Origin of the sequence: Thermocatellispora tengchongensis, from assembly GCF_014202315.1 — a bacterium.
GTDB classification, from domain to species: domain Bacteria; phylum Actinomycetota; class Actinomycetes; order Streptosporangiales; family Streptosporangiaceae; genus Thermocatellispora; species Thermocatellispora tengchongensis.
Genome location: NZ_JACHGN010000004.1, coordinates 349,129 through 368,758, shown reverse-complemented (window position 1 = coordinate 368,758; position 19,630 = coordinate 349,129). Strand labels below are relative to the sequence as shown.

Annotated in this window: 21 protein-coding genes and 2 tRNA genes; 14 read left to right on the top strand and 9 right to left on the bottom strand. The window is 72.8% G+C overall.

Annotated features, from left to right (window positions below):
* Positions 1 to 23: 23 nt before the first annotated feature.
* Complete coding sequence (locus HNP84_RS11100; protein ID WP_185049531.1) at positions 24 to 461, top strand: antibiotic biosynthesis monooxygenase family protein; 438 nt, start codon at positions 24 to 26, stop codon at positions 459 to 461.
* Positions 462 to 560: 99 nt separating this feature from the next.
* On the opposite strand, the gene HNP84_RS11095 is transcribed toward HNP84_RS11100, so the two are convergent.
* Genes HNP84_RS11095 through HNP84_RS11070 form a run of 6 tightly spaced genes read right to left on the bottom strand, consistent with a single transcriptional unit; the run spans position 561 to position 3,720 of the window.
* The gene (locus HNP84_RS11095; protein ID WP_185049530.1) at positions 561 to 1,154 is read right to left on the bottom strand and encodes an alkaline shock response membrane anchor protein AmaP; all 594 of its coding nucleotides are present in this window, start codon (positions 1,152 to 1,154) and stop codon (positions 561 to 563) included.
* Positions 1,151 to 1,762, bottom strand: coding sequence for a DUF6286 domain-containing protein (locus HNP84_RS11090; RefSeq protein WP_185049529.1), 612 nt, complete (start codon positions 1,760 to 1,762; stop codon positions 1,151 to 1,153). Before HNP84_RS11090 ends, HNP84_RS11095 begins: the two co-directional genes overlap by 4 nt.
* A 3-nt stretch (positions 1,763 to 1,765) precedes the next feature.
* The gene (locus HNP84_RS11085) at positions 1,766 to 2,320 is read right to left on the bottom strand and encodes an Asp23/Gls24 family envelope stress response protein (RefSeq protein WP_185049528.1); all 555 of its coding nucleotides are present in this window, start codon (positions 2,318 to 2,320) and stop codon (positions 1,766 to 1,768) included.
* Positions 2,317 to 2,505 (bottom strand): hypothetical protein, encoded by a 189-nt coding sequence (locus tag HNP84_RS11080; protein ID WP_185049527.1) that lies wholly within the window; start codon positions 2,503 to 2,505, stop codon positions 2,317 to 2,319. Before HNP84_RS11080 ends, HNP84_RS11085 begins: the two co-directional genes overlap by 4 nt.
* Before the next feature lie 52 nt (positions 2,506 to 2,557).
* Complete coding sequence (locus HNP84_RS52780; protein WP_246518022.1) at positions 2,558 to 3,262, bottom strand: Asp23/Gls24 family envelope stress response protein; 705 nt, start codon at positions 3,260 to 3,262, stop codon at positions 2,558 to 2,560.
* On the bottom strand, positions 3,259 to 3,720 hold the full coding sequence (locus HNP84_RS11070; RefSeq protein WP_185049742.1) for an Asp23/Gls24 family envelope stress response protein: 462 nt from the start codon (positions 3,718 to 3,720) through the stop codon (positions 3,259 to 3,261). Before HNP84_RS11070 ends, HNP84_RS52780 begins: the two co-directional genes overlap by 4 nt.
* 241 nt (positions 3,721 to 3,961) lie before the next feature.
* On the opposite strand from HNP84_RS11070, the gene HNP84_RS11065 reads away from it, so the two are divergent.
* From HNP84_RS11065 to HNP84_RS11055, 3 genes are read left to right on the top strand one after another with little or no spacing between them, the layout of a single operon-like run.
* Complete coding sequence (locus HNP84_RS11065) at positions 3,962 to 4,738, top strand: fumarylacetoacetate hydrolase family protein (RefSeq protein ID WP_185049526.1); 777 nt, start codon at positions 3,962 to 3,964, stop codon at positions 4,736 to 4,738.
* 28 nt (positions 4,739 to 4,766) lie between these two features.
* Entirely contained in the window at positions 4,767 to 6,143 is a 1,377-nt protein-coding gene (gltX, locus tag HNP84_RS11060; protein ID WP_221336169.1) for a glutamate--tRNA ligase, read from the top strand.
* Between the two features lie 34 nt (positions 6,144 to 6,177).
* Entirely contained in the window at positions 6,178 to 6,732 is a 555-nt protein-coding gene (locus tag HNP84_RS11055; protein WP_185049524.1) for a PadR family transcriptional regulator, read from the top strand.
* Positions 6,733 to 6,747: 15 nt separating this feature from the next.
* On the opposite strand, the gene HNP84_RS11050 is transcribed toward HNP84_RS11055, so the two are convergent.
* Positions 6,748 to 8,745 (bottom strand): M3 family metallopeptidase, encoded by a 1,998-nt coding sequence (locus HNP84_RS11050; RefSeq protein ID WP_185049523.1) that lies wholly within the window; start codon positions 8,743 to 8,745, stop codon positions 6,748 to 6,750.
* 154 nt (positions 8,746 to 8,899) lie between these two features.
* Here HNP84_RS11050 and HNP84_RS11045 point away from each other — a divergent pair.
* Positions 8,900 to 8,971: transfer RNA gene (locus HNP84_RS11045), tRNA-Gln, on the top strand.
* Positions 8,972 to 9,011: 40 nt separating this feature from the next.
* On the opposite strand, the gene HNP84_RS11040 is transcribed toward HNP84_RS11045, so the two are convergent.
* Positions 9,012 to 9,944 (bottom strand): alpha/beta fold hydrolase, encoded by a 933-nt coding sequence (locus HNP84_RS11040; protein ID WP_185049522.1) that lies wholly within the window; start codon positions 9,942 to 9,944, stop codon positions 9,012 to 9,014.
* A gap of 254 nt (positions 9,945 to 10,198) precedes the next feature.
* On the opposite strand from HNP84_RS11040, the gene HNP84_RS11035 reads away from it, so the two are divergent.
* From HNP84_RS11035 to HNP84_RS10995, 9 genes are all read left to right on the top strand, one after another.
* Positions 10,199 to 11,395, top strand: a complete 1,197-nt coding sequence (locus tag HNP84_RS11035; RefSeq protein WP_185049521.1) for a sensor histidine kinase — start codon at positions 10,199 to 10,201, stop codon at positions 11,393 to 11,395.
* Positions 11,392 to 12,021 carry a response regulator gene (locus tag HNP84_RS11030; protein WP_185049520.1) on the top strand — a complete coding sequence of 210 codons (630 nt, stop codon included), beginning with the start codon at positions 11,392 to 11,394 and terminating at the stop codon, positions 12,019 to 12,021. Before HNP84_RS11035 ends, HNP84_RS11030 begins: the two co-directional genes overlap by 4 nt.
* A gap of 126 nt (positions 12,022 to 12,147) precedes the next feature.
* Positions 12,148 to 12,220 (top strand) — tRNA-Glu (locus tag HNP84_RS11025).
* A gap of 216 nt (positions 12,221 to 12,436) precedes the next feature.
* Positions 12,437 to 13,024 carry a TetR/AcrR family transcriptional regulator gene (locus HNP84_RS11020; protein ID WP_185049519.1) on the top strand — a complete coding sequence of 196 codons (588 nt, stop codon included), beginning with the start codon at positions 12,437 to 12,439 and terminating at the stop codon, positions 13,022 to 13,024.
* Between the two features lie 122 nt (positions 13,025 to 13,146).
* Complete coding sequence (locus HNP84_RS11015; RefSeq protein WP_185049518.1) at positions 13,147 to 13,680, top strand: 2,4'-dihydroxyacetophenone dioxygenase family protein; 534 nt, start codon at positions 13,147 to 13,149, stop codon at positions 13,678 to 13,680.
* Between the two features lie 36 nt (positions 13,681 to 13,716).
* Positions 13,717 to 14,967 carry an MFS transporter gene (locus tag HNP84_RS11010; RefSeq protein WP_185049517.1) on the top strand — a complete coding sequence of 417 codons (1,251 nt, stop codon included), beginning with the start codon at positions 13,717 to 13,719 and terminating at the stop codon, positions 14,965 to 14,967.
* A complete protein-coding gene (locus tag HNP84_RS11005) occupies positions 14,964 to 16,013 on the top strand; it encodes a 2,3-butanediol dehydrogenase (protein ID WP_185049516.1) in 1,050 nt (349 codons plus the stop codon). Before HNP84_RS11010 ends, HNP84_RS11005 begins: the two co-directional genes overlap by 4 nt.
* A complete protein-coding gene (locus HNP84_RS11000) occupies positions 16,010 to 16,744 on the top strand; it encodes an SDR family NAD(P)-dependent oxidoreductase (RefSeq protein ID WP_185049515.1) in 735 nt (244 codons plus the stop codon). Before HNP84_RS11005 ends, HNP84_RS11000 begins: the two co-directional genes overlap by 4 nt.
* A gap of 54 nt (positions 16,745 to 16,798) precedes the next feature.
* Positions 16,799 to 17,782 (top strand): helix-turn-helix domain-containing protein, encoded by a 984-nt coding sequence (locus tag HNP84_RS10995; RefSeq protein WP_185049514.1) that lies wholly within the window; start codon positions 16,799 to 16,801, stop codon positions 17,780 to 17,782.
* A gap of 48 nt (positions 17,783 to 17,830) precedes the next feature.
* On the opposite strand, the gene HNP84_RS10990 is transcribed toward HNP84_RS10995, so the two are convergent.
* Positions 17,831 to 19,594 carry a hypothetical protein gene (locus tag HNP84_RS10990; RefSeq protein WP_185049513.1) on the bottom strand — a complete coding sequence of 588 codons (1,764 nt, stop codon included), beginning with the start codon at positions 19,592 to 19,594 and terminating at the stop codon, positions 17,831 to 17,833.
* Positions 19,595 to 19,630 lie beyond the last annotated feature (36 nt).

The following is a 19,630-nucleotide window of genomic DNA, read 5'->3' as shown; positions in this document are numbered from 1 at the left end:
GCCGTCGCGAAGGAGCCGCCCGCATGAGCGTCGTGAAGATCAACGTGCTGACCGTACCCGCCGAGATGCGCGAGTCGCTGGAGCGCCGGTTCGCGGGCCGGGCGGGCATGGTGGAGTCGTCGGACGGCTTCGAGTGGTTCGAGCTGCTGCGACCGGTCGAGGGCACCGACCGCTACCTCGTCTACACCCGCTGGCGCAGCGAGGCCGACTTCGAGCGCTGGCAGAAGAGCCAGGCGTTCCAGGCCGGCCACGCCCAGGCCGCCGCCGAGGCCCAGGCCCAGGGCGGCCCCGGGCACGGCCAGGGCGGCCCCGGGCACGGCCAGGGCGGCCCCGGGCACGGCCAGGGCGGTCCGGGGCACGGGCAGGGGGGCCAGGGGCACGGGCACGGCGGCCCGGCCGCATCCGGCTCCGAGCTGTGGTCCTTCGAGGTGGTGCAGAGCGCCGGGCCCAAGACCGCCTGAGCGACGCGACACCCATCCGGCCGTCGGCGGCGTCGGTCGGCGGCGCTGGTCGGCGCTGCGGTCAGCGGTGCTGTCGGCGCCGCCGGTCGGTTCCCTAGGTCAGCGCAGGGTGCGGGTCTTGCGCCGGTGTGGTTCCAGGCGCAGCCGGACCTCCGCCGGCAGGTGCTCGACCTCCAGGCTTTCGCGCATCCGGGGGATCGCGCGGGCGCCGAGGTGGTGGCGCAGCTCGTCCACCGGGGCCTCCTCGTCGGCCACCATGCGCAGCCGTACGCCCGGCTCCGCGCCGGTCCCGGTTACGGCGGCGCGGGCGCGCAGCACGGCCGGGTGCTCGGTGACGTCCGACTCCAGGGCGTTCGCCACGCCGCTCGACTCCACCTCGGTCACGCCGCCGGGTCCCTCGGCGAGGCGCAGGCCCGTGGGCGCGTCCCGGCGGGCCTGCACGAGCAGCCAGCGCAGCGCGAGCAGCGCCAGGATCAGCGCCACGGCCGCGATCACCCACCAGATCCACGGCGAGCGGGCGAAGAACACGATCTCGCGCGGGCCCGCGATGCGTTCCATCGCACGCAGGGCCCCGAACGCGCCCAGGCCGCGGGCCAGGGCGTAGCCGCCTCCGGCGAGCAGCACCAGGCCGAGCAGGGTGAGACCGAGCCGGTTGCCGCGGGCGGTCGCGCGTTCCTTGGCCATCGCCGTCACTTCCTCCGCACCTTCACATCGACCGGCGGCTCCACCGCCGGTGCGAGCGATCGCAGCTTGCCGTACACCGCCTCGCGTACCGACTGCTCCAGCCCGCCCGGGTCGTGCATCGCGGAGGAGGCCGTGATCAGCACCCGCCCGCCCCGCATCCGGGCCCGCGCCCGGGTGACGCCCGGCACCGTCTCGGCCGCCCGTTCCAGCGCGCGGGCGAAGCTGCGCCGCTGCATGCCCATGATCAGTTCCGGGTCCTCGGTACGCAGCGGCACGTGGCTCGGCCGTCCGGGCACCAGTCCCAGCAGGAGCAGCAGCAGGCCCACCAGCGCCACGATCGCGGCTCCCGTCAGCACGGCGGCCTCGTTCCACCGGGTGGTGGCCGCCCAGCGCAGCATCGCGTCGTACGGGATGATCCGGGCGGGCCGGCCGACCAGGCCGGACACCACCTCGATCAGCACGAGCAGCGAGACCGCCAGCAACACCGCCGCCGCGATCGTCGCGGGGACGATCCGGCGCGGCCTGAAGCGGCGCATGGCCGCGCGCCGCGCCCTGCGCACGGTCCTGGCCGGCGGGTGCGCGGCGGCTCCCTGCCCGCCCGCGCCGATCGCGGTCATGCCTCACACCTCCCGGTAGTCGTCCCGCAAGGGCCGCGTCTCCGGCCCCTCCCCGGGGCGCCGGCTCTCCGGCCCCTCACCGGGGCCCTGAGGCGGCTCCGGCCCTTCCCGGGTCATCTCGGCGGCCTCCGCGGGCCGTGAGCCCTCGGGTTCCCGGCCGGGCTCGGGGATCTCCCGCGGGGGCGGGGCCGGGCGCTGGCCGGGGACGAGCGCGGCCACGTCCACGTCGATGTGGTCCACGATCAGGCCGGTCAGCTCGTGCACCCGGGTCGCGACGTGGCGGCGCAGTTCGTCGGCGACCGTGCGGATCGGCGCCGGATAGGCCACCGAGACGTCCATGCTCACCGAGGCCACGTCGCCGTGCACCGAGGCGCGGGCCGTGCCGCCCCACGGGCCGCGGGCGTGGCGGCGGCGTACGTCGAGCACCCCTTCCACCTCGGCGGCGGCGTGGGTCGCGATCCGGGACACCACGTGGTCGGGTATCCGGGTCACACCGCGCCGCTCCGCCGGCTCGGGCCCCTCCGGCTCGGCGGTCCCGCCGTACTCGCCGGTGTTCATCGCCGTCTCGCGGAGAACTGGGACAGGTCGATCTGCCCGCCCTCCATGATCCGGCCGACGAGCAGGCCCACCACCCCGAGCACCAGCACGAGCAGGAAGGCGCCCAGCCCTCCGAACGCCCCGACCACGCCGAGCACCATGCCCACGACGAGGCCGACGATCGGCCACACCGGGAAGGTTTCCATCGCTTGGCCCTCCGTGTTCCTCTCGATCCCCGCACGTCGCGCGTGCGGACGTTCACGCCGCCGCCGTCTCCGGCAGCTCCAGGTCGTCAATGGCCACGTTCACCCGGCGCCCGCCGGCCAGCGGGGCGACGGCGTCGCGCACCTCGTCGGCGATCTCGGGCAGCGGACGGCCGTACCTGGCCACGATGGCGATGTCGATCTCGCCGTCGCGCACCGCGACACCGGACACCTTGACCCCGGGCAGGTAGGTCGCGACGGTCCCGAACGGTCCCAGCGACAGCGCCGCGACGTCCGGGCACCGGCGAACCGCCTCCGCCATCTCCCCGGCCAGATCCTCCACCCGGTCCCCGGCCTGGGTCTCCGTACGCTCCTCGCCGGCCCGGTCCTCAGGACGGGCCTCGCGCGGACGTGGCATCTCCGGGGCGGGGGCGGCCGGCGTCTCCCGCCCCTCGGAAGGTCCTCCGCGCGGCGCACTCTCCCCGATCGGCGTGCCCTCCGTGCCCTCCGTGCCGGACGTACGCTCGGTACGCCGTGCGCCTTCCGCGCGCTCCCGGAAGGGCCCGCTCTCTTTGTGCTCTCTGTGCGGCGTGCCCTCCGGGGGCGGGACGCCGGCGGTGCCCCCGCCTCCGCCGGCGCCGCCGGCCGCGGGCGCGGCGGGCCGCGGGCCGGGGGCGGCGGGGCTCCCCGGCTCGTCGCGGCGGGTGGCGGGATCGGGGGCGCGGGAGGCGCGGCCGCGGTCCCGTTTGCGGCCGGTCACCGGACCCTGGGCTCCTCGGGCTGGGACTTCTGCCTGTCCTCCTCGGGCAGGTGGATGTCGTCGATCTTGAGGTTCACCTCGGTGACCTCAAGGCCGCACATACGCTCCACGGCGGCGATCACGTTGCGGCGTACCGCGCTCGCGAGGTCGGGTATGGCGACGCCGTACTCGACCACCACGTCCATGTCCACAGCCGCCTGGCGCTCGCCCACGTCCACCGAGACGCCCTGTGCCGGGCCCGCCTGGCCGCCGCCGACCATGCCGCGCATCGCGCCCAGGGCGCGGGCGGTGCCGGCTCCCATGGCGTACACGCCCCGTACCTCGCGCGCCGCCATGCCGGCGATCTTGGCTACCACGCCGTCGCTGATGGTGGTCGTCCCCCTGCCGGTGACCAGGGTCTCCCCGGCCGACCCCGACCGGGCGCGGGGCACCCCGGCTTCGGTCGTCGTGTTGTGCATGGTGTCGGACACGTCGTTTCCTTCCCCCAGTCGTTATCCACACCATTGCCGCAGGTCAGCCGGGTAATCCGGGACTAAGTATGTTTTCTGCATATATGGCTATAAATTTGGCTATAAGGGGAAATTCGGGCGGCCTGCCGCGGGGCCGCCGTCACCTCCCCCGGGGAGGCGTCCCCGAGTACCCCCGGCGGCTCAGTAGGCTGCATGCCGTACGGCATCCGACTCTCAGGGGTAGTCACCAGTGCGTATCGCGAGGTTCTCCGCCGGCGAAGGTGTGACCTACGGCGTGGTCGAGGGCGGCCCGGGCGAGGAGTTCGTCTCGTCGGTCGCCGGTCACCCGATCGGCGGGGTCCAGTTCACGGGGGAGCGCTTCCCGCTCGCCGAGGTGCGGCTGGTCGCGCCCATCATCCCCACCAAGATCATCGCCATCGGCAAGAACTACGCCGACCACGCGCGCGAGATGGGCGGCGAGCCGCCCGCCGAGCCGGTCATCTTCAGCAAGCCGTCCAGCGCGGTGATCGGGCCGGGGGAGGCCATCGTCTACCCCGAGAAGCTGTCGGAGCGGGTCGACTTCGAGGGCGAGCTGGCGGTGGTCATCGGCCGGCTCTGCCGTGACGTTCCGGTCGAGCGCGCCAAGGAAGTGATCTTCGGTTACACCTGCGCCAACGACGTCACCGCCCGCGACCTGCAGGCCAAGGACGGCCAGTGGACCCGGGCCAAGGGCTTCGACACGTTCTGCCCGCTGGGCCCGTGGATCCAGACCGACCTCGACCCGTCCGACCTGGCGATCACCACGACGGTCAACGGCGAGATCCGGCAGAGCGCGCGCACCTCGCAGCTCATGCACGACGTGCCCGCGCTGATCGCGTACGTGACCGCCGTCATGACGCTCATCCCCGGCGACGTGATCCTCACCGGCACCCCCGCCGGCGTCGGCCCGCTGAGCATCGGCGACGAGGTCGGTGTCGGCATCGAAGGTATCGGCACTCTCACCAACCGGGTGGTCTCCCGTGATTAGGGTTCGTTTCGCCCCGTCCCCCACCGGCATGTTCCACGTCGGCGGCGCCCGCTCCGCCCTGTACAACTGGGCGCTGGCCGAGCAGTCCGGGGGCCGGTTCGTGCTGCGCATCGAGGACACCGACGCGGCCCGCAACCGGCCGGAGTGGACCGAGGGCATCATCTCCGCGCTCGCCTGGATCGGCATCCACGGCCAGAACCCGGTCTTCGAGGGGCCCTACTTCCAGTCGGCGTACGAGCCGCAGCACCGCGCCGCCGCGCAGAAGCTGGCCGCCGAGGGGCGGGCGTACTTCTGCGACTGCACCCGCGAGCAGCTCGCCGCCCGCACCGGCTCCGAGCAGCGCGGCTACGACGGCTTCTGCCGCGACCGCGGCCTGACCGAGGGCCCCGGGCGCGCGCTGCGCTTCCGCACGCCCGACGAGGGCGTCACGGTCGTGGAGGACGTGATCCGGGGCCGGGTGGAGTTCCCGAACGAGGCGATGGAGGACTTCGTCATCGCCCGCGCCGACGGCTCCCCCCTGTACGTCCTGGCCAACGCGGTGGACGACATCGAGCAGCGGATCACGCACGTCATCCGGGGCGAGGAGCACCTGTCCAACGCCGGGCGGCAGCAGCTCCTGTGGCCCGCGCTGGGCGCGACCCCGCCGGTGTGGGCCCACCTGCCGGTGATCGTGAACGAGCAGCGCAAGAAGCTGTCCAAGCGGCGCGACAAGGTGGCCCTGGAGTCCTACCGCGACGAGGGCTACCTGCCCGAGGCCATGGTCAACTACCTCATGCTGCTCGGCTGGGGCCCCGGCGACGACCGCGAGATCATGCCGTGGTCGGAGATGATGCCCCTGTTCCGGCTGGAGGACGTCAACCCGTCCTCGGCGTTCTTCGACGAGAAGAAGCTGCGCGCCTTCAACGGCGAGTACATCCGGGCCCTGCCGCTGGAGGAGTTCATCGCCCGCTCCCGCCCCTTCCTCGACCCGAGCTGGGACGTCGAGACCTACGCCAAGGTCGCCGAGCTGGTGCAGACCCGGGTGGCGGTGCTGTCCGAGATCGCCGCCAACGTGGACTTCCTGTTCCTCCCCGAGCCGGTCTTCGACCAGGCGAGCTGGGACAAGGGCATGAAGCACGACGCCTCGGCCGAGATCCTCGCCGGCTATCTCGCCCGCCTGGAGGCCGTCTCCTTCGACCCCGAGTCGCTGAAGACCGCGCTGGAGGAGGTCGGCCTGGCGCACGGCCTGAAGCTGGGCAAGGCGCAGGCGCCCGTACGCGTGGCGATCACCGGCCGTACCGTCGGGCTGCCGCTGTTCGAGTCCATCGAGGTGCTGGGCCGCGAGCGCGCCATGGACCGGCTGCGCGCCGCCCTGCGGCGTCTGGAGGCCGCCGCGGCCGAGACGGTGGCCGCAGAAGGGGCCTGACCGGGCGCGGGGTCCCGCCGGTACGGTGCCATGCATGGCAAGCGGTGATCTCGCGCTCCCGATCCTCGGCTTCCTGGGGGAGGAGCCGATGCATGGTTACGAGTTGAAGGCCCGGCTGGACGAGCTCAGCGGCCACGTGCGCCGGGTGAGCGACGGCGCGCTCTACCCGGCCATCGCCCGGCTGGAGGAGAAGGGCCTGCTGCGGCGGCACGAGGAGACCGGCGCGTCGGCGTCGCGGCGCCACGTGCTGACCATCACGGAGGCGGGGCGCGCCGAGCTGCACCGCCGCCTCCGTGAGCCGAAGGAAGCCGAGATCTGCGACCAGGTCAGGTTCTTCGCGCTGCTGGCCTTCCTCGGCCAGCTCCCCGACCCGGCCGACCAGGTACGCGTGCTGCGGCAGCGCCTGCGGTTCCTGGAGCTGCCCAGCACGCTGTTCTACCGCACCATCCGGCCCCAGCGGCCCGACGGCCAGGTGGACCGTTTCCGGCACGGCATGGCCCTGGTCGCCAAGGCCGCCGGCACCGCCGAGAGAGACTGGCTGCGCAAGACCATCGCCGAGCTGGAGGCGGCCCAGCCCCGGCGCCCCTGACGCGGCCCCGAGGGCCTACAGCAGGCCGCGCCGGGCGAGCAGCGGGGTCAGCTCCGGGTCGCGTCCGCGGAAGGCGCGGAAGGCCGTCATCGGATCGACGCTGCCGCCCCGGCTGAGCAGCGTACGGCGGAAGTGGTCGCCGTTCTCCCGCTTCAGCCCGCCGTTCTCCTTGAACCACTCCACGCTGTCGGCGTCGAGCACCTCGCTCCAGATGTAGGAGTAGTAGCCCGCGCTGTAGCCGACGGCCCAGATGTGGGCGAAGTAGGTGCTGCCGTAGCGCGGCGGCACGAGCGGCAGGTCCACCCCGGCCTCGGCCAGCGCCGCACGCTCGAACGACACCGCGTCGCCCGGGTCGGTGTCGGCGTCGATGGTGTGCCAGGCCCAGTCGAGCAGCGACGCGGCGAGGTACTCCACCGTGGCGTAGCCCTGGTTGAACCGCTCGGCCTCGAGCATGCGGTCCACCATCTCCTGCGGCATCGGCTCGCCGGTCTCGTGGTGGCGCGCGTAGTTGGCCAGGACCTCCGGCCACACCGCCCACATCTCGTTGACCTGGGAGGGGTACTCCACGAAGTCGCGCGGCACCGACGTGCCGGAGAAGCGGGGGAAGCGCACGTCGGAGAACAGCCCGTGCAGGGCGTGGCCGAACTCGTGGAACAGCGTGTTGACCTCGTCGAAGGTCATCAGCGTGGGCTCGCCCGCCGGGGGCTTGACGATGTTCAGGTTGGTGGTCACCACCGGCCGCTCGCCGAGCAGGGCCGACTGCTTGACCAGGCTGCTCATCCAGGCGCCGCCGCGCTTGGACTCGCGGGCGTAGAAGTCGGCCAGGAACAGGCCGAGCGGGCTGCCGTCCTCCTCGAACACCTCGAAGACGCGCACGTCGTCGTGGTAGCCCCGCAGGTCGGGCCGCTCGGTGAAGCTCAGGCCGTACAGCTTGCCCGCGGCGTGGAAGACGCCGTCGCGCAGCACCCGGTCCAGCTCGAAGTACGGCCGCATGGCCGCGCCGTCGAGGTCGAAGCGCGCCTTGCGCACCTTCTCGGCGTAGAACGCCCAGTCCCACGGCTCCAGGTCGAAGCCGGCCTCGGCGCGCAGCTCCTCGGCCTCGCGGTGCGCGTTGGCCACCGCCGGGGGCACCAGCTTGGCCAGCATGTCGGTGACGGCCGCGGTGCTGGGCGCGGTCTGGTCGGCCACGACGTACGCCGCGTGGGTGGGGTAGCCGAGCAGCTTGGCCCGGCGCGCCCGCAGCCTGGCCATGCGCACCACGACCTCGGCGTTGGACTCGGCGCCCCGGCCGACGGACGCCTTGTGCAGCCGCTCGCGCAGCGCCCGGTTCGTCAGCGAGGCCAGCGGCGGCTGCCCGGTGGGCAGCACCAGCGTCAGGACGTACTTGCCGTCGAGCCCGCGCGCCCTGGCGGTCTCGGCGGCGGCCTCGACGGACACGCCGTCCAGCTCGGCCGGGTCGTCCACCACCACGGCGGCGGCGTTGGTGTCGGCCAGCAGGTTCTGCTCGAAGGCGGTGGACAGCTCCGACAGCTCCTCGTTGAGCCGGACCAGCTCCTCCTTCTCGCGCGGGCCGAGCTTGGCCCCGGCCCGTACGAAGTCGGTGTGGTAGCGCTCCAGCAGCCACGCCTCGTCGGCGGGCAGCTCGTCCTTGGCGGCGTACAGCGCCTCGATCCGGGCGAACAGCCCCTGGTCGAGGTGGATCGCGTCGGCGTGCTTGGCCAGCCGCGGGGTGATCTCCTTCTGCAGCTCGCGCACCCCGGGCGTGCTGTTGGAGGAGACCTGGGTGAAGAACACCGTGGACACCCGCTCCAGGATCCGCCCCGACCGCTCCAGCGCCCCGATGGTGTTGTCGAACGTCGGCGGCTCGGGATCGGCCGCGATGGCCGCCACCTCGGCGAGCTGGTCGGCCATCCCGCGTTCGAACGCGGGAAGGTAGTGCTCCTCGCGGATCTCGGCGAACGGCGGCAGGTTGTACGGCAGGGGGCTCGGCTCGAAGAACGGGTTGGCGGCCAAGTGGGGTACTCCTCCCAGGGGTGGGGCTCGGTCCCATTCTTCCTACGTGAGGACCCCGCGGGCGGCCAAGTCGCCATTCGTTTTGGTCCTCACCCCGAAGCTGGGCTATTCTTTCGGAGGTCGCCAGGCGGACCCGGCAAGGGGCCGATCTTGGTGGGGTATGGTGTAATTGGCAGCACGACTGATTCTGGTTCAGTTAGTCTAGGTTCGAGTCCTGGTACCCCAGCTCTGCGGCCGGTGTCTTTCCCGACACCGGCTTTCGCGTTTCACAGGGCCTTGGCCAGGCCGTCCAGGATCTCCACGATCTTCCCCCAGGCCCCGCGCGTGGGCGCGTGCGTCGCGGCCACCGTGTGCACGTCGAACCGGTTGCGCGGGTTCAGCTCGTCGGCCTCCCTGATCATGCGGTCCTGCAGCGCCGGCGGGATGCACGCGTCCCGCGAATGCCGGATGTACGTACGCGGCACCCGCCCCCAGGTCCCCGGCCGCCCCCTCGCGTCGGCGCCCGAGACGTGCAGGGTGTCGTCGGGCAGCGAGGAGTTCAGCATCGCCAGGAACTCCGCCTCGCTCGCGTCGGCCATCAGCGCCTGCTTGACCCCGTTCAGGAACGTCCGGTCGGCCGTGCGCCAGTTGATCCGCACCGCCCCCAGTTTCGCGGGATCGCCCACCGCCCCCGGCAGGATCGCGCCGAACCTGCTCGTCCGGGCCTCCGGCGTGGCCAGGCACTCCTCGATGCTGCGCAGCTTCGCGCAGCAGAACGCCGAGACGTACACGAGCCTGTCGATCAGCTCGGGCACCGCGTTCGCGGCCCCGGTGATGGTGGCCCCGCCCATGCTGCCGCCGACCAGGATCACCGGCCCGTGCCGCGCCGCCCGGCGTACGACGGCGACCGTCGCCGCCACGTAGTCCGCCAGCGTGATCCCCGCCATCGGCGAGGGCGCGGCGGCCAGCGCGGCGAGGTCCTGCGGCGCCTGGTAGGCCGCGGTGAACTGCGTCGCCTCCGGCCCGTGCCCCGGCAGCTCCACCGCGACGGTCCTGTGCCCGCGCAGGGCCAGCTCCGGGTCCGCCTGCGCCGACCCGTTGGCCCCGGTGACGAACACGAACGTCACCACGCCCCGGCGCCGCGCCGGGACCGACGCGGTGAGCGACGCGGCCAGCACCGCCCCACCGGTGGTGATCGCCCCACGCCGTGTGATGCCCATCGTCATGCGTCCTTTCGCCGTTCTCGTCGGAGCCCCAGCATCGTCCGCGGGACCGGGACCGCGGATCGCCCGGCCGGCTCCTCATCCGGCCGGCCCCCCTCCACCGATCGGTGGATGCCGCGAATCCACCGATCGACCGTCCTACGGGACGATCCGGCGGCGTGCTCCCGCTCCGCACCATGGCCGCATGGCGGTCACCGCCGCCGTCTTCGCCCTGCTGTCGGCGAAGATGTTCGGGTGGGGATGAGGCGAGGATGACCTGGATGGGCCCCGACGAGGAGGCCGACCCCGGCGGGCTGCGGGGACGGTGGGTCTACCTCGGCCTGGGCTGCCTGCTGCTGGCCGCCGCCACCGCGCTGGCGGCGGCCACCGGCGGGCTCACCCCCGGCGCGTCCGGGCTGGTCGTCCTGTCGGCCGTCTGGCTGGCACCGCTGGCCTGGCTCTACCCGCGCAAGCGCACCCACCTGCCGCTGGTGACCCTGCACTACGCGGGGCTGCTGGCGCTCGGCGGCGCGCTGGTCGCCGGCTCCCAGGCGTTCACCGCGTTCGCCTCCCTGGGCTATCCGCTGGCCATCGCGCTGTTCCCCGCCAGGCTGCGCATGGTCGCGGTCGCCGCCACCGCGATCGTGATGGTGGTGGCGCAGGGCGGCGCGCTGGACGGCTCGCTCACGGTGGTCATCCTGGGCGTCGCGGTGCCGCTGCTGGTGGCGGGCTGGCAGGTGGCCGCGGAGAGCGAGCGCAGCGAGAAGACCGCCGGACGCCTCCGGCGGGCCCTGGCCGAGAACGCCGGCCTCCAGGAACGGCTCCTGACCCAGGCGCGCGAGGCGGGCGTGCTCGACGAGCGGCAGCGGTTGGCCCGCGAGATCCACGACACCATCGCCCAAGACCTGGTCGCGCTGATCACGCAGGTCAGGGCCGCCGACGGCGTACGTGAGGACGCGGCGCGGTGGCGGCGGCACATGGACCAGGTGGAGGCGCTGGCCGCGCGCGGCCTCACCGAGGCCCGCCGCTCGGTACGCGCGCTGCGCCCCGCGCCGCTGGAGGAGTCGCACCTGCCCGGCGCGCTCGCCGAGATGGCCGCCAGATGGGCCGAGACCGCCCGCGTCGGGCACACCTTCGAGGTGACCGGCACGCCCCGCGCCCTCGACACCGCCACCGAGGTCACCCTGTTCCGGGTCGCCCAGGAGGCCCTGGCCAACATCGCCAAGCACGCCGGCGCCACCCGAGCCGGGATCACCCTGTCCTACCTGGACGACGTGGTCCTGCTCGACGTACGCGACGACGGCGCCGGCTTCACGTACCCGCCCGTGAAGGAGCCCGCCGCCGGTTACGGCCTGGAGACCATGCGCGAGCGCGTCCACGCCGCGGGCGGCACCTTCACCATCGAGACGGCCCCCGGCCAGGGCACCGCCGTGGCCGCGGCCATCCCCACCCAGCCGGAGCAGCGATGACCACACCGATCAGGCTCCTGATCGCCGATGACCACCCGATCGTCCGCGACGGCCTGCGCGCCGCCTTCACCGCCGAGCCCGGCATCGAGGTGGCGGGGGAGGCCGCCAACGGCGCCGAGGCCGTGCGCCTGGCCACCGCCCTCGGGGTGGACGTCGTGCTGATGGATCTGCGGATGCCGGAGATGGACGGCGTCCAGGCCATCAGGCGGCTGCGCGCGGAGCGGCCCGAGATCCGGGTGCTGGTGCTGACGACGTACGACACCGACGCCGACGTGCTGCCCGCGATCGAGGCCGGCGCCACCGGCTACCTGCTCAAGGACGCCCCCACGGCCGAGCTCCTGCGCGCCGTGCGCGCCTCTCACCGAGGCGAGACCGTGCTGTCGCCCTCGGTGGCCGGTGTGCTGGTCGGCCAGGTCCGCAAGCCCGCACGCGGCGCGCTCAGCCCGCGCGAGCTGGAGGTCCTGCGCCTGGTGGCCGGCGGCGCCACCAACCGCGAGGCCGCCGCCCGCCTGTTCATCAGCGAGGCCAGCATCAAGACCCACCTGCTCCACGTCTACGCCAAGCTCGACGTGCGCGACCGCGCCTCCGCCGTCGCCGAGGCGTACCGGCGCGGCCTGCTGCCCTGAGCCGGGCACGCGGCCGGGAACTCGTTTTGTGCAGTCCTCAAGGTGCGGTAGAGTTACACCCGTTCCCGGGGAGCACCGGAAACAAACGGGGAGGACAAAGCGTTCTCCCCGAAAGCACGACCTGCTGGTCCCGTCGTCTAGTGGCCTAGGACGCCGCCCTCTCAAGGCGGTAACGCCGGTTCGAATCCGGTCGGGACTACATAATCCGAAAGCCCTCAGGTGGTTTCACCTGAGGGCTTTCGGCGTTTCCATCCCGCCCGCGCGCAAGCCATCCGCCGTCCGGGCTCCGGCGAGCCGGGCGGCGGCCGGTTCCCCGCCCGCACGCCTGCCGGCCCTGACCGCTCCGGATGAAGTGGTCAGGGCGTAGTACTACGCTTGAAGTGGTGCAAACGGCGAGCCTCAGGAGACGACAGCGATGCGGCAGAATCCGGCACGGCGGGCGGCGCTTCTCGATGCGGCCATCGAGGTCCTGGCCAGGGAAGGGGCGCGTGGTCTCACCTTCCGCGCCGTGGACGTCGAGGCCAAGGTGCCCAACGGCACCGCCTCCAACTACTTCAGCAACCGCGACGACCTGCTCACCCAGGTCGGTCACCGCTTCTACGAGCGCTTGGAGCCCGACCCCGGCCTTCTGGCCGCCGCCGCGGAGGGGCCGCGCGACCGGGACCGGGTGACCGAGCTGATGCACGACCTGGTGGCGCGGATCAGCGGCTTTCCCTCGGGGTACCTGGCCCTGCTGGAACTGCGCCTCGAAGCCACCCGCCGCCCCGAGCTGCGCCGCCTGCTCACCGAGCGCATCCGTGCCGACATCCAGGCCAACATCGACTACCACACCAAGTCCGGCCTCCCCGGCGACGCCACCACCGTCATCGCGCTCTACCTCGCCCTGAACTGGCTGATCGTGGAGCGCCTGACCCTGCCCGACGTCTTCCCCGAAAGCGAGATCCACCGGCTGGTCACGGACGTGGTGGAGCGCATCCTCCCCGGTCCCCGCCGGGACACCTGACCGGGCGCGGCCTGGCGGCGGATGTCCGGAATATGCAAGCCGCCAGGTCCACCACGGGAAAGACGGCATCGGCCCCGCCGGGATTCACTTCCGGGAAACACGCTGCGAAAGGGGTCGTTCACATGCCCGACATGCCCACCGGTGAGTTCTGGAAGGACCTCAAGCCGATCGAGAACTCCTTCCGGCCCGACGCCCTGCCCGAGGTCTACCTGTCCAAGGTCGCCACCGACGACGACCGCTACTACGTCCCCTTCACCGAGACCGTCGGGTCCCGGCCGCTGTGGATCAACGTCAAGGACAACAGCTGGGCCGACATCCTGCGGGCCAAGGAGGCGGGGCTGGTCAACCGGCACTACCACCCGCACGAGGTGTTCGCCTACACGATCTCCGGCAAGTGGGGCTACCTGGAGCGCCCCTGGACCGCCACTGCGGGCGACTTCGTCTACGAGGCGCCCGGCGAGGGGCACACGCTGGTGGCCTACGACAGCGGCGAGCCGATGAAGACGTTCTTCATCGTCAAGGGGCCGCTGGTGTGGCTCGACGAGAACGGCGAGGCCGACGGCTTCTTCGACGTGCACGACTACATCAAGATGTGCCGCGAGCACTACGAGAAGGTCGGCATCGGCGCCGACTACGTCAACTCCCTGTTCCGCTGATCGCCGGCCCGTCGCATCCCCCGAAATGAGTTCGTCATGACGCACACCGCGACCGCGCCGGACACCGCGGCGGCCAACAGGTACGAGAACCGGCTGCTGCTCATCCTGTTCCTGGCCTTCGGGTTCGTCTTCTTCGACCGCCAGGCGCTGTCCTTCCTGGCGCCGTACATGGACCGGGACTTCGGCCTGTCCAACGCCGAGCTGGGCACGCTCTCCGGCGTGCTCGCGCTCACCTGGGCGCTGGCCGGCATGTTCGCGGGCCGGCTGTCCGACGCGCTGGGCCGGCGCAAGCCGATCCTGGTCGCCGCGGTGGTGCTGTTCTCGCTGTTCTCGGCCTCCTCCGGGCTCATGGGCGGCTTCGCCGGCCTGCTGGTGGCCCGGGCGCTGATGGGCACCGCCGAGGGCGCGGTGCTGCCGATGGCGCAGTCGCTGATGGTGGAGGCGTCCAGGGAGAGCCGCAGGGGCTTCAACATGGGCCTGCTGCAGGGCTCCTCTGCGGGCCTGCTCGGCGGCATCCTGGCGCCGCTCGTGGTGGTGTGGATCGCCGAGGCGTACGACTGGCGCGTCGCCTTCTACGTCACGATCCTGCCCGGACTGGTCATCGCCGCGCTGATCTGGAAGTTCGTACGCGAGTGGTCGCCGCGGACGCCGGTCGCCCCCGCGCAGGAGAAGGCGCCCGCGGTCAAGGTGCCGCTGGGCCAGGTGCTCAGGCTGCGCAACATCGTCGTGTGCATGCTCATCGCCTGCTGCTACCTGACGTGGTTCGTCACCATCATCACCTTCACCCCGACGTACCTGACCGAGGTGAAGGGCTTCACCCCGGGCACCATGAGCGGCGTCATGACCTGTCTGGGCGTGGCCTGGGTGCTGTGGGGGTTCGCCACGCCGGCGATCTCCGACCGCATCGGCCGCAAGCCCGCGCTGATCGGGTTCACCGCGCTCGCGGTGTGCTGCCCGCTCGCCGTGGTCTACGTCGGGGACCCGGTGCTGCTCGGCGCGATCATGGTGCTCACCTACACCGGGCTCGGCTGCTTCACGCTGTTCATGGCCACGATCCCCGCCGAGACCGTGCCGCGCGCGGCGCTGGCCACCGCGCTCGGCGTGATCATGGGCGTGGGCGAGCTGGCAGGCGGCTTCCTCGGCCCGATGATCGCCGGGTGGGCCTCCGACCAGTGGGGGCTGCAGGCCGCCATGTTCATCGCCGCGGGCGGCGCGCTGGCCGTGGTGGCGCTCTCCTTCGCGCTGAAGGAGACGGCCCCCGCCGTGCTGCGCAGGGCGGCGGCATGAGGGCGGCCGTCTGGCACGGGGCCGGGGACGTCCGGGTCGAGGACGTCCACCTCGCCCCGCCGGGTCCGGGAGAGGTGACGATCGAGGTCGCGTACTGCGGGATCTGCGGCAGCGACCTGCACGAGTACGCCGACGGGCCGCACGCGATCCCGGTGGCAGAGCCGCACCCGGAGTCCGGCGCGACCGCGCCGCTCGTCCTCGGCCACGAGTTCTGCGGCACGGTCGTGCGGGCCGGTGACGGCGTCACCGGCCTGGCGCCGGGCGACCGGGTGGCCGTGGAGCCGCACTACCGGTGCGGGCGCTGCCCGCGCTGCCTGGCCGGCGAGTACAACATCTGCCGCCACTTCGGGTTCGCCGGCCTGATGGGCGACGGCGGGCTCGCCGAGCGGGCCACCGTGCCCGCGTACATGCTGCACAGGCTGCCCGAGTCGGTCCCGCTGGAGCAGGCGGCGGTGTTCGAGCCCGCCGCGGTCGCCCTGCACGCCGTACGGCGGGCCGCGATACGCCCGGGGGAGACCGTCGCGGTGCTCGGCCTCGGCCCGATCGGGCTGCTGGTGACGCTGTTCGCCGTCAGGTGCGGTGCGGTGCGGGTCGTCGCCGCCGACCGGTCCCCGGTCCGCCGGGAGCTGGCCCGCCGGATGGGCGCCGAGGTCGTGGCGGGCGACCTGGCCGAGGCGGTCGCCGCCGCGGCCGGCGGGGAGGGGGCGGACGTCGCCTTCGAGGCGGCCGGCTCGCAGGAGACGCTGGACGCCTGCCTGGCCGCCACCAGGCGTGGTGGCCGGGTGATGTTCCTGGGCCTGGCCGGCACGGTGAGCCTGGACGCCTTCGCCCTGGTCAACAACGAGCAGACGATCATGACCAGCGTCGGCTACCGCGACGCCTATCCGGAGCTGATCCGGATGGTGGGCGAGGAAGGCGTCGATCTGGCCGCGATCGTCACGTCCACGATCCCGCTCGACCACGTCGTACGGGACGGCTTCGAGGCGCTGCTGCGCGGACAGGAGCAGGTCAAGGTGCTGGTACGACCGGGGGAGGGGCGATCGTGACCGAGGGTTTCGCGCCCGGCCTGTTCGCGGGCAGGCGGGCGATCGTGACCGGGGGCACGTCGGGGATCGGCGCCGCGACCGCCGTGCTCCTCGCCGAGCTGGGCGCCGACGTGCTCGCGCTCGGCCTGCCGCCCGCCGACCCCGGCGACCTGCCGGACCACCCGCGCGTACGCGTCGTGGAGCACGACGTGCTCGACCGGGGCGGGCTGGCCCGCCTGATGTCCTCGGGCGACCGGCTCGACGCGCTGGTCAACTGCGCCGGGGTCAGCCACGACCGGCACGAGTACGACCTGGAGCGCTGGCAGCGGGTCATCGAGATCAACCTGACCGCCACCATGGTGGCCTGCCAGGCCGCCCGCCCCGCGCTCGCGGTGAACGGCGGCTCGGTGGTGAACGTCTCCTCGATGTTCGCCTTCTTCGGCAGCAGGGACCGGCCCGCCTACAGCGCGAGCAAGGGCGGCGTGTCGCAGCTCACCAAGTCGCTGGCCGCCGAGTACGCCGCCGACGGCATCAGGGTCAACGCCGTCGCGCCGGGCTTCGTCGTCACCCCGCTGGCCCGCGGTGTGCTCGACGATCCGGCGGCGTCGGCCGGGGTGCTGGCCCGCATCCCCGCCGGGCGGTTCGGCGGGCCGCGCGAGGTCGCCACCGTGGTGGCGTTCCTGTGCTCGCCCGCCGCCGCCTATGTCACCGGAGCCGTCGTCCCGGTGGACGGAGGCTTCCTCGCCGTCTGACGCGCCACTTAAGCTGTGTCCTTCTGACATGCACGAACGCCAGGAGGTCGTCGTATGTCCGCCGTTTCCGTGATCTCGCGGGCCACGACCGAGCACGTAGCCCCCGCCGAGCGCATCCACTACTGGGAGGACTACAACCGAAAGGCGCTGGTGGGCCTGTCCTGCACCTCCTACTCCGAGCGGGGGTTGCTCGCCAGGCAGACCAACATCAGGCTGGCGGAGCTGCGGCTCGCCGACATCGCCGGGAACGCCCACGTCATCGAGCGCAGCCCCCAGACGGTCAGATCCACGCCCAAGGACTCGGTGTTCGCGACCCTCCTGCTCAAGGGCGAGGCGGTGTTCCTGCACGAGAACGGCTGCCTGCGGGTCTCGGCGGGCGAACTGGTCGTCTACGACACGCGCAGGCCGTACCTGTTCGGGTTCTCCTCCTCGATGAGGCAGATCCTGGTGGACGTCCCGCAGGAGCTGTTCGCGCGGGCGTCGGTGCCGGGCGGGCTGCCGGCTCCGATGGTGTTCGGCAGGGAGACGGCGCGTGAGGGGGCCCTGGTCGCCGCGCTGGGCTCGCTGGTCGGCGGGCTGGCCGCGCTGCGCTCGGGCCCCGGCGCCGCCGACGCCGAGCGCGCCGTGCTCGACCTGCTCGGACGGCTCGCCGAGGAGCGTACGGGAGGACGGCCGAGCCCCGGCGCGTACCGGTCACAGTTGATCGTGGCCGAGGACTACATCGAGCGGCACCTGCACGACCCCTGCCTCGGCGCCGCCCAGGTCGCCGGGGTCATGGGCATCTCCGTGCGGCACCTGGCCCGCATCTTCGAGCACACCGGCACCTCGCCGGCCAAGCACATCATGGAGCGCCGGCTGGTGCGGGCGCACGAGGAGCTCACCGGCCCCGGCGCGCTCAAGACCACCATCGCCGACGTCGCGCACCGGTGGGGCTTCTCCAGCCAGGCCCACTTCGCCCGCCTCTTCCGCGCCAGGTTCGGCCTCACCCCCAGCGAGGCCCGCGCCCAGACCCTGGCCGACCAGGGCGTCCGAGCGTAGCGAGGCTTTCCTGCTGGCCTGTGCAGGCCAGCAGGAGGGGGAGGCGGGCTATTTGGTGGAGCGGGCCTTGAAGAGGGCTCGCTTGGCGGCCTTGCCCACCTGGCGGTCGGGGTGCATGGTGCTGATGGCGTCCAGAAGCTCCTCCAGGTGGGGGTGGGGGACCTTCCAGATGACCTCCAGGAGGCCGGTCAGCATGGACGACGGGCCGATGTCGTGCAGGCTGCTGACGAACTCCTGGCGGCCCAGGCCGGCGGAGATGGTCCACATGTCGAGGATCAGCCAGTGGGTGTCGGACTGGGTGGGTTCGGGGGCGTCCTCCACGTCCAACTGGGTGAGGTGGGTGGCCGCGTACGGGCGGAGGCTGGGGTGTTTCAGGGCCTCCTGCCACGCCGGGATCGCGGCCTCGCCCAGGGAGCCGACGAGGCTGGCGGCCTGGACGCGGATCAGGGCGTCGGCGTCGTCCTCGGCGGCGGCGCGCAGGAGCTCCTTGGCGGCCTCCTCGGGCTCGCGCAGCTTCAGCCAGTCGGCGAACTCGGCGTCGGCCTCGTCCTCGGGCAGCTCCGAGCCGAAGGACAGCAGGTCCAGGGCGGTCATGGCGTCGATCGCGGGGCGGGCGTCCACCTCGATGTCGGCGTCGTCGATCAGGTGCACCACGCCCTCGACGCCGAGCGGCGTCAGGCGTACCACGGCCTCGTCGCCCTCGCCCTCGACCTCCGCCATGCCGTAGCCCTTCAGCCACGCGAGCACGGGCTTGAGGGGGTCGCCCAGCTCGGACGTGGCGGCGGCCCACGCCTCGGCGCCGAGGTCGTCGAGGTCGGCGGCGGCCTCCTCCAGCTCGGTGCGCAGCCCGGCGAGGGGGCGGGAGCCCTGGGCGAGCAGCAGCCGGACCAGCAGGCCCCGGGTGAGGCCCGACAGGGCCAGGGTCAGCTCGTCGTCCTCGAGCTCGGGGTCGCCGTAGTCGATCGAGTGCAGGCCGAGCATCCAGGCGTCCAGGACGTCCTCGTCGTCCTCGAACGGCCAGGCGGCGGTGTCGTCGTCCACGCTGACGGTGTCGGCGCCCACGGGGGTGAGGAACTCCAGATCCACCGCGAGGTTCCAGATGTTCCACAGCGCCGGTACGGCCTGCGCCAGCGGGATGTCCGTGCGCTCCGGCCGCGGCAGGCCGATGGCGTCCAGCGCCTCGATGATCTCGTCGTCGTCGAGCAGGCTCTCCTCGCCGACGACCCGCTCGGTGCCCACCCAGACCGCCAGGTCGCGGGCCGACGCGATGAGGGGGACCGCCCTCGCCGCGGTCGCCAGCTCCGCATCGGGCCGCAGGCGGATGGTGGGCAGGGCGCCGAGCTCGTCGGCGAACGGCTCGAAGTCGCCGAGGCCCTCGTCGTCGGCCTCCTCCAGCTCCTCGTCCTCGGCCAGGTCGTCGTCGTCCTCGGAGTCGGCGACCTCCTCCATGGCCTCGACGAAGTCGTCCTCGATCTCCTCCAGCTCGGCGAGCAGGTCGCCGATGGCGTCGGAGTTCCTGGCGAGGCGTCCGGTGTCGGACAGGAACGCGAGATAGGCGCGCACGGCCGGCACCATGCCGTCGGCCGCCCTGTCGGGATCCTCGACGACCTGCGGCATGCGCTCCAGCAGGACGGTACGCAGGTCGGCGCGCCTCCAGCGGTGGATGTCGCTGGAGGCGGCCAGGCGATGCCACAGGGCGGCGTGGCCCACCAGGTCGGGATCGCTGTCTGGCGCGTGCTCAGGCGCCCACAGGATGAACTCTTGGAGCAGGGGACGCAGCTCAGCGGCGGCTGCCTCGATGCGATCTGTCACTCGCCCAGGCTAGTCGGCGCCAGAGGTGCTCGCCTC

Bases quoted from the DNA above. Each gene is read 5' to 3' on its own strand.
- HNP84_RS11100 (WP_185049531.1), top strand. From the start codon at position 24: ATGAGCGTCGTGAAGATCAACGTGCTGACCGTACCCGCCGAGATGCGC.
- HNP84_RS11090 (WP_185049529.1), bottom strand. From the start codon at position 1,762: ATGACCGCGATCGGCGCGGGCGGGCAGGGAGCCGCCGCGCACCCGCCG.
- HNP84_RS11085 (WP_185049528.1), bottom strand. From the start codon at position 2,320: ATGAACACCGGCGAGTACGGCGGGACCGCCGAGCCGGAGGGGCCCGAG.
- HNP84_RS11080 (WP_185049527.1), bottom strand. From the start codon at position 2,505: ATGGAAACCTTCCCGGTGTGGCCGATCGTCGGCCTCGTCGTGGGCATG.
- HNP84_RS11070 (WP_185049742.1), bottom strand. From the start codon at position 3,720: ATGCACAACACGACGACCGAAGCCGGGGTGCCCCGCGCCCGGTCGGGG.
- gltX (WP_221336169.1), top strand. From the start codon at position 4,767: ATGTTCCACGTCGGCGGCGCCCGCTCCGCCCTGTACAACTGGGCGCTG.
- HNP84_RS11055 (WP_185049524.1), top strand. From the start codon at position 6,178: ATGGCAAGCGGTGATCTCGCGCTCCCGATCCTCGGCTTCCTGGGGGAG.
- HNP84_RS11040 (WP_185049522.1), bottom strand. From the start codon at position 9,944: ATGGGCATCACACGGCGTGGGGCGATCACCACCGGTGGGGCGGTGCTG.
- HNP84_RS11035 (WP_185049521.1), top strand. From the start codon at position 10,199: ATGACCTGGATGGGCCCCGACGAGGAGGCCGACCCCGGCGGGCTGCGG.
- HNP84_RS11030 (WP_185049520.1), top strand. From the start codon at position 11,392: ATGACCACACCGATCAGGCTCCTGATCGCCGATGACCACCCGATCGTC.
- HNP84_RS11020 (WP_185049519.1), top strand. From the start codon at position 12,437: ATGCGGCAGAATCCGGCACGGCGGGCGGCGCTTCTCGATGCGGCCATC.
- HNP84_RS11015 (WP_185049518.1), top strand. From the start codon at position 13,147: ATGCCCGACATGCCCACCGGTGAGTTCTGGAAGGACCTCAAGCCGATC.
- HNP84_RS11010 (WP_185049517.1), top strand. From the start codon at position 13,717: ATGACGCACACCGCGACCGCGCCGGACACCGCGGCGGCCAACAGGTAC.
- HNP84_RS11005 (WP_185049516.1), top strand. From the start codon at position 14,964: ATGAGGGCGGCCGTCTGGCACGGGGCCGGGGACGTCCGGGTCGAGGAC.
- HNP84_RS10995 (WP_185049514.1), top strand. From the start codon at position 16,799: ATGTCCGCCGTTTCCGTGATCTCGCGGGCCACGACCGAGCACGTAGCC.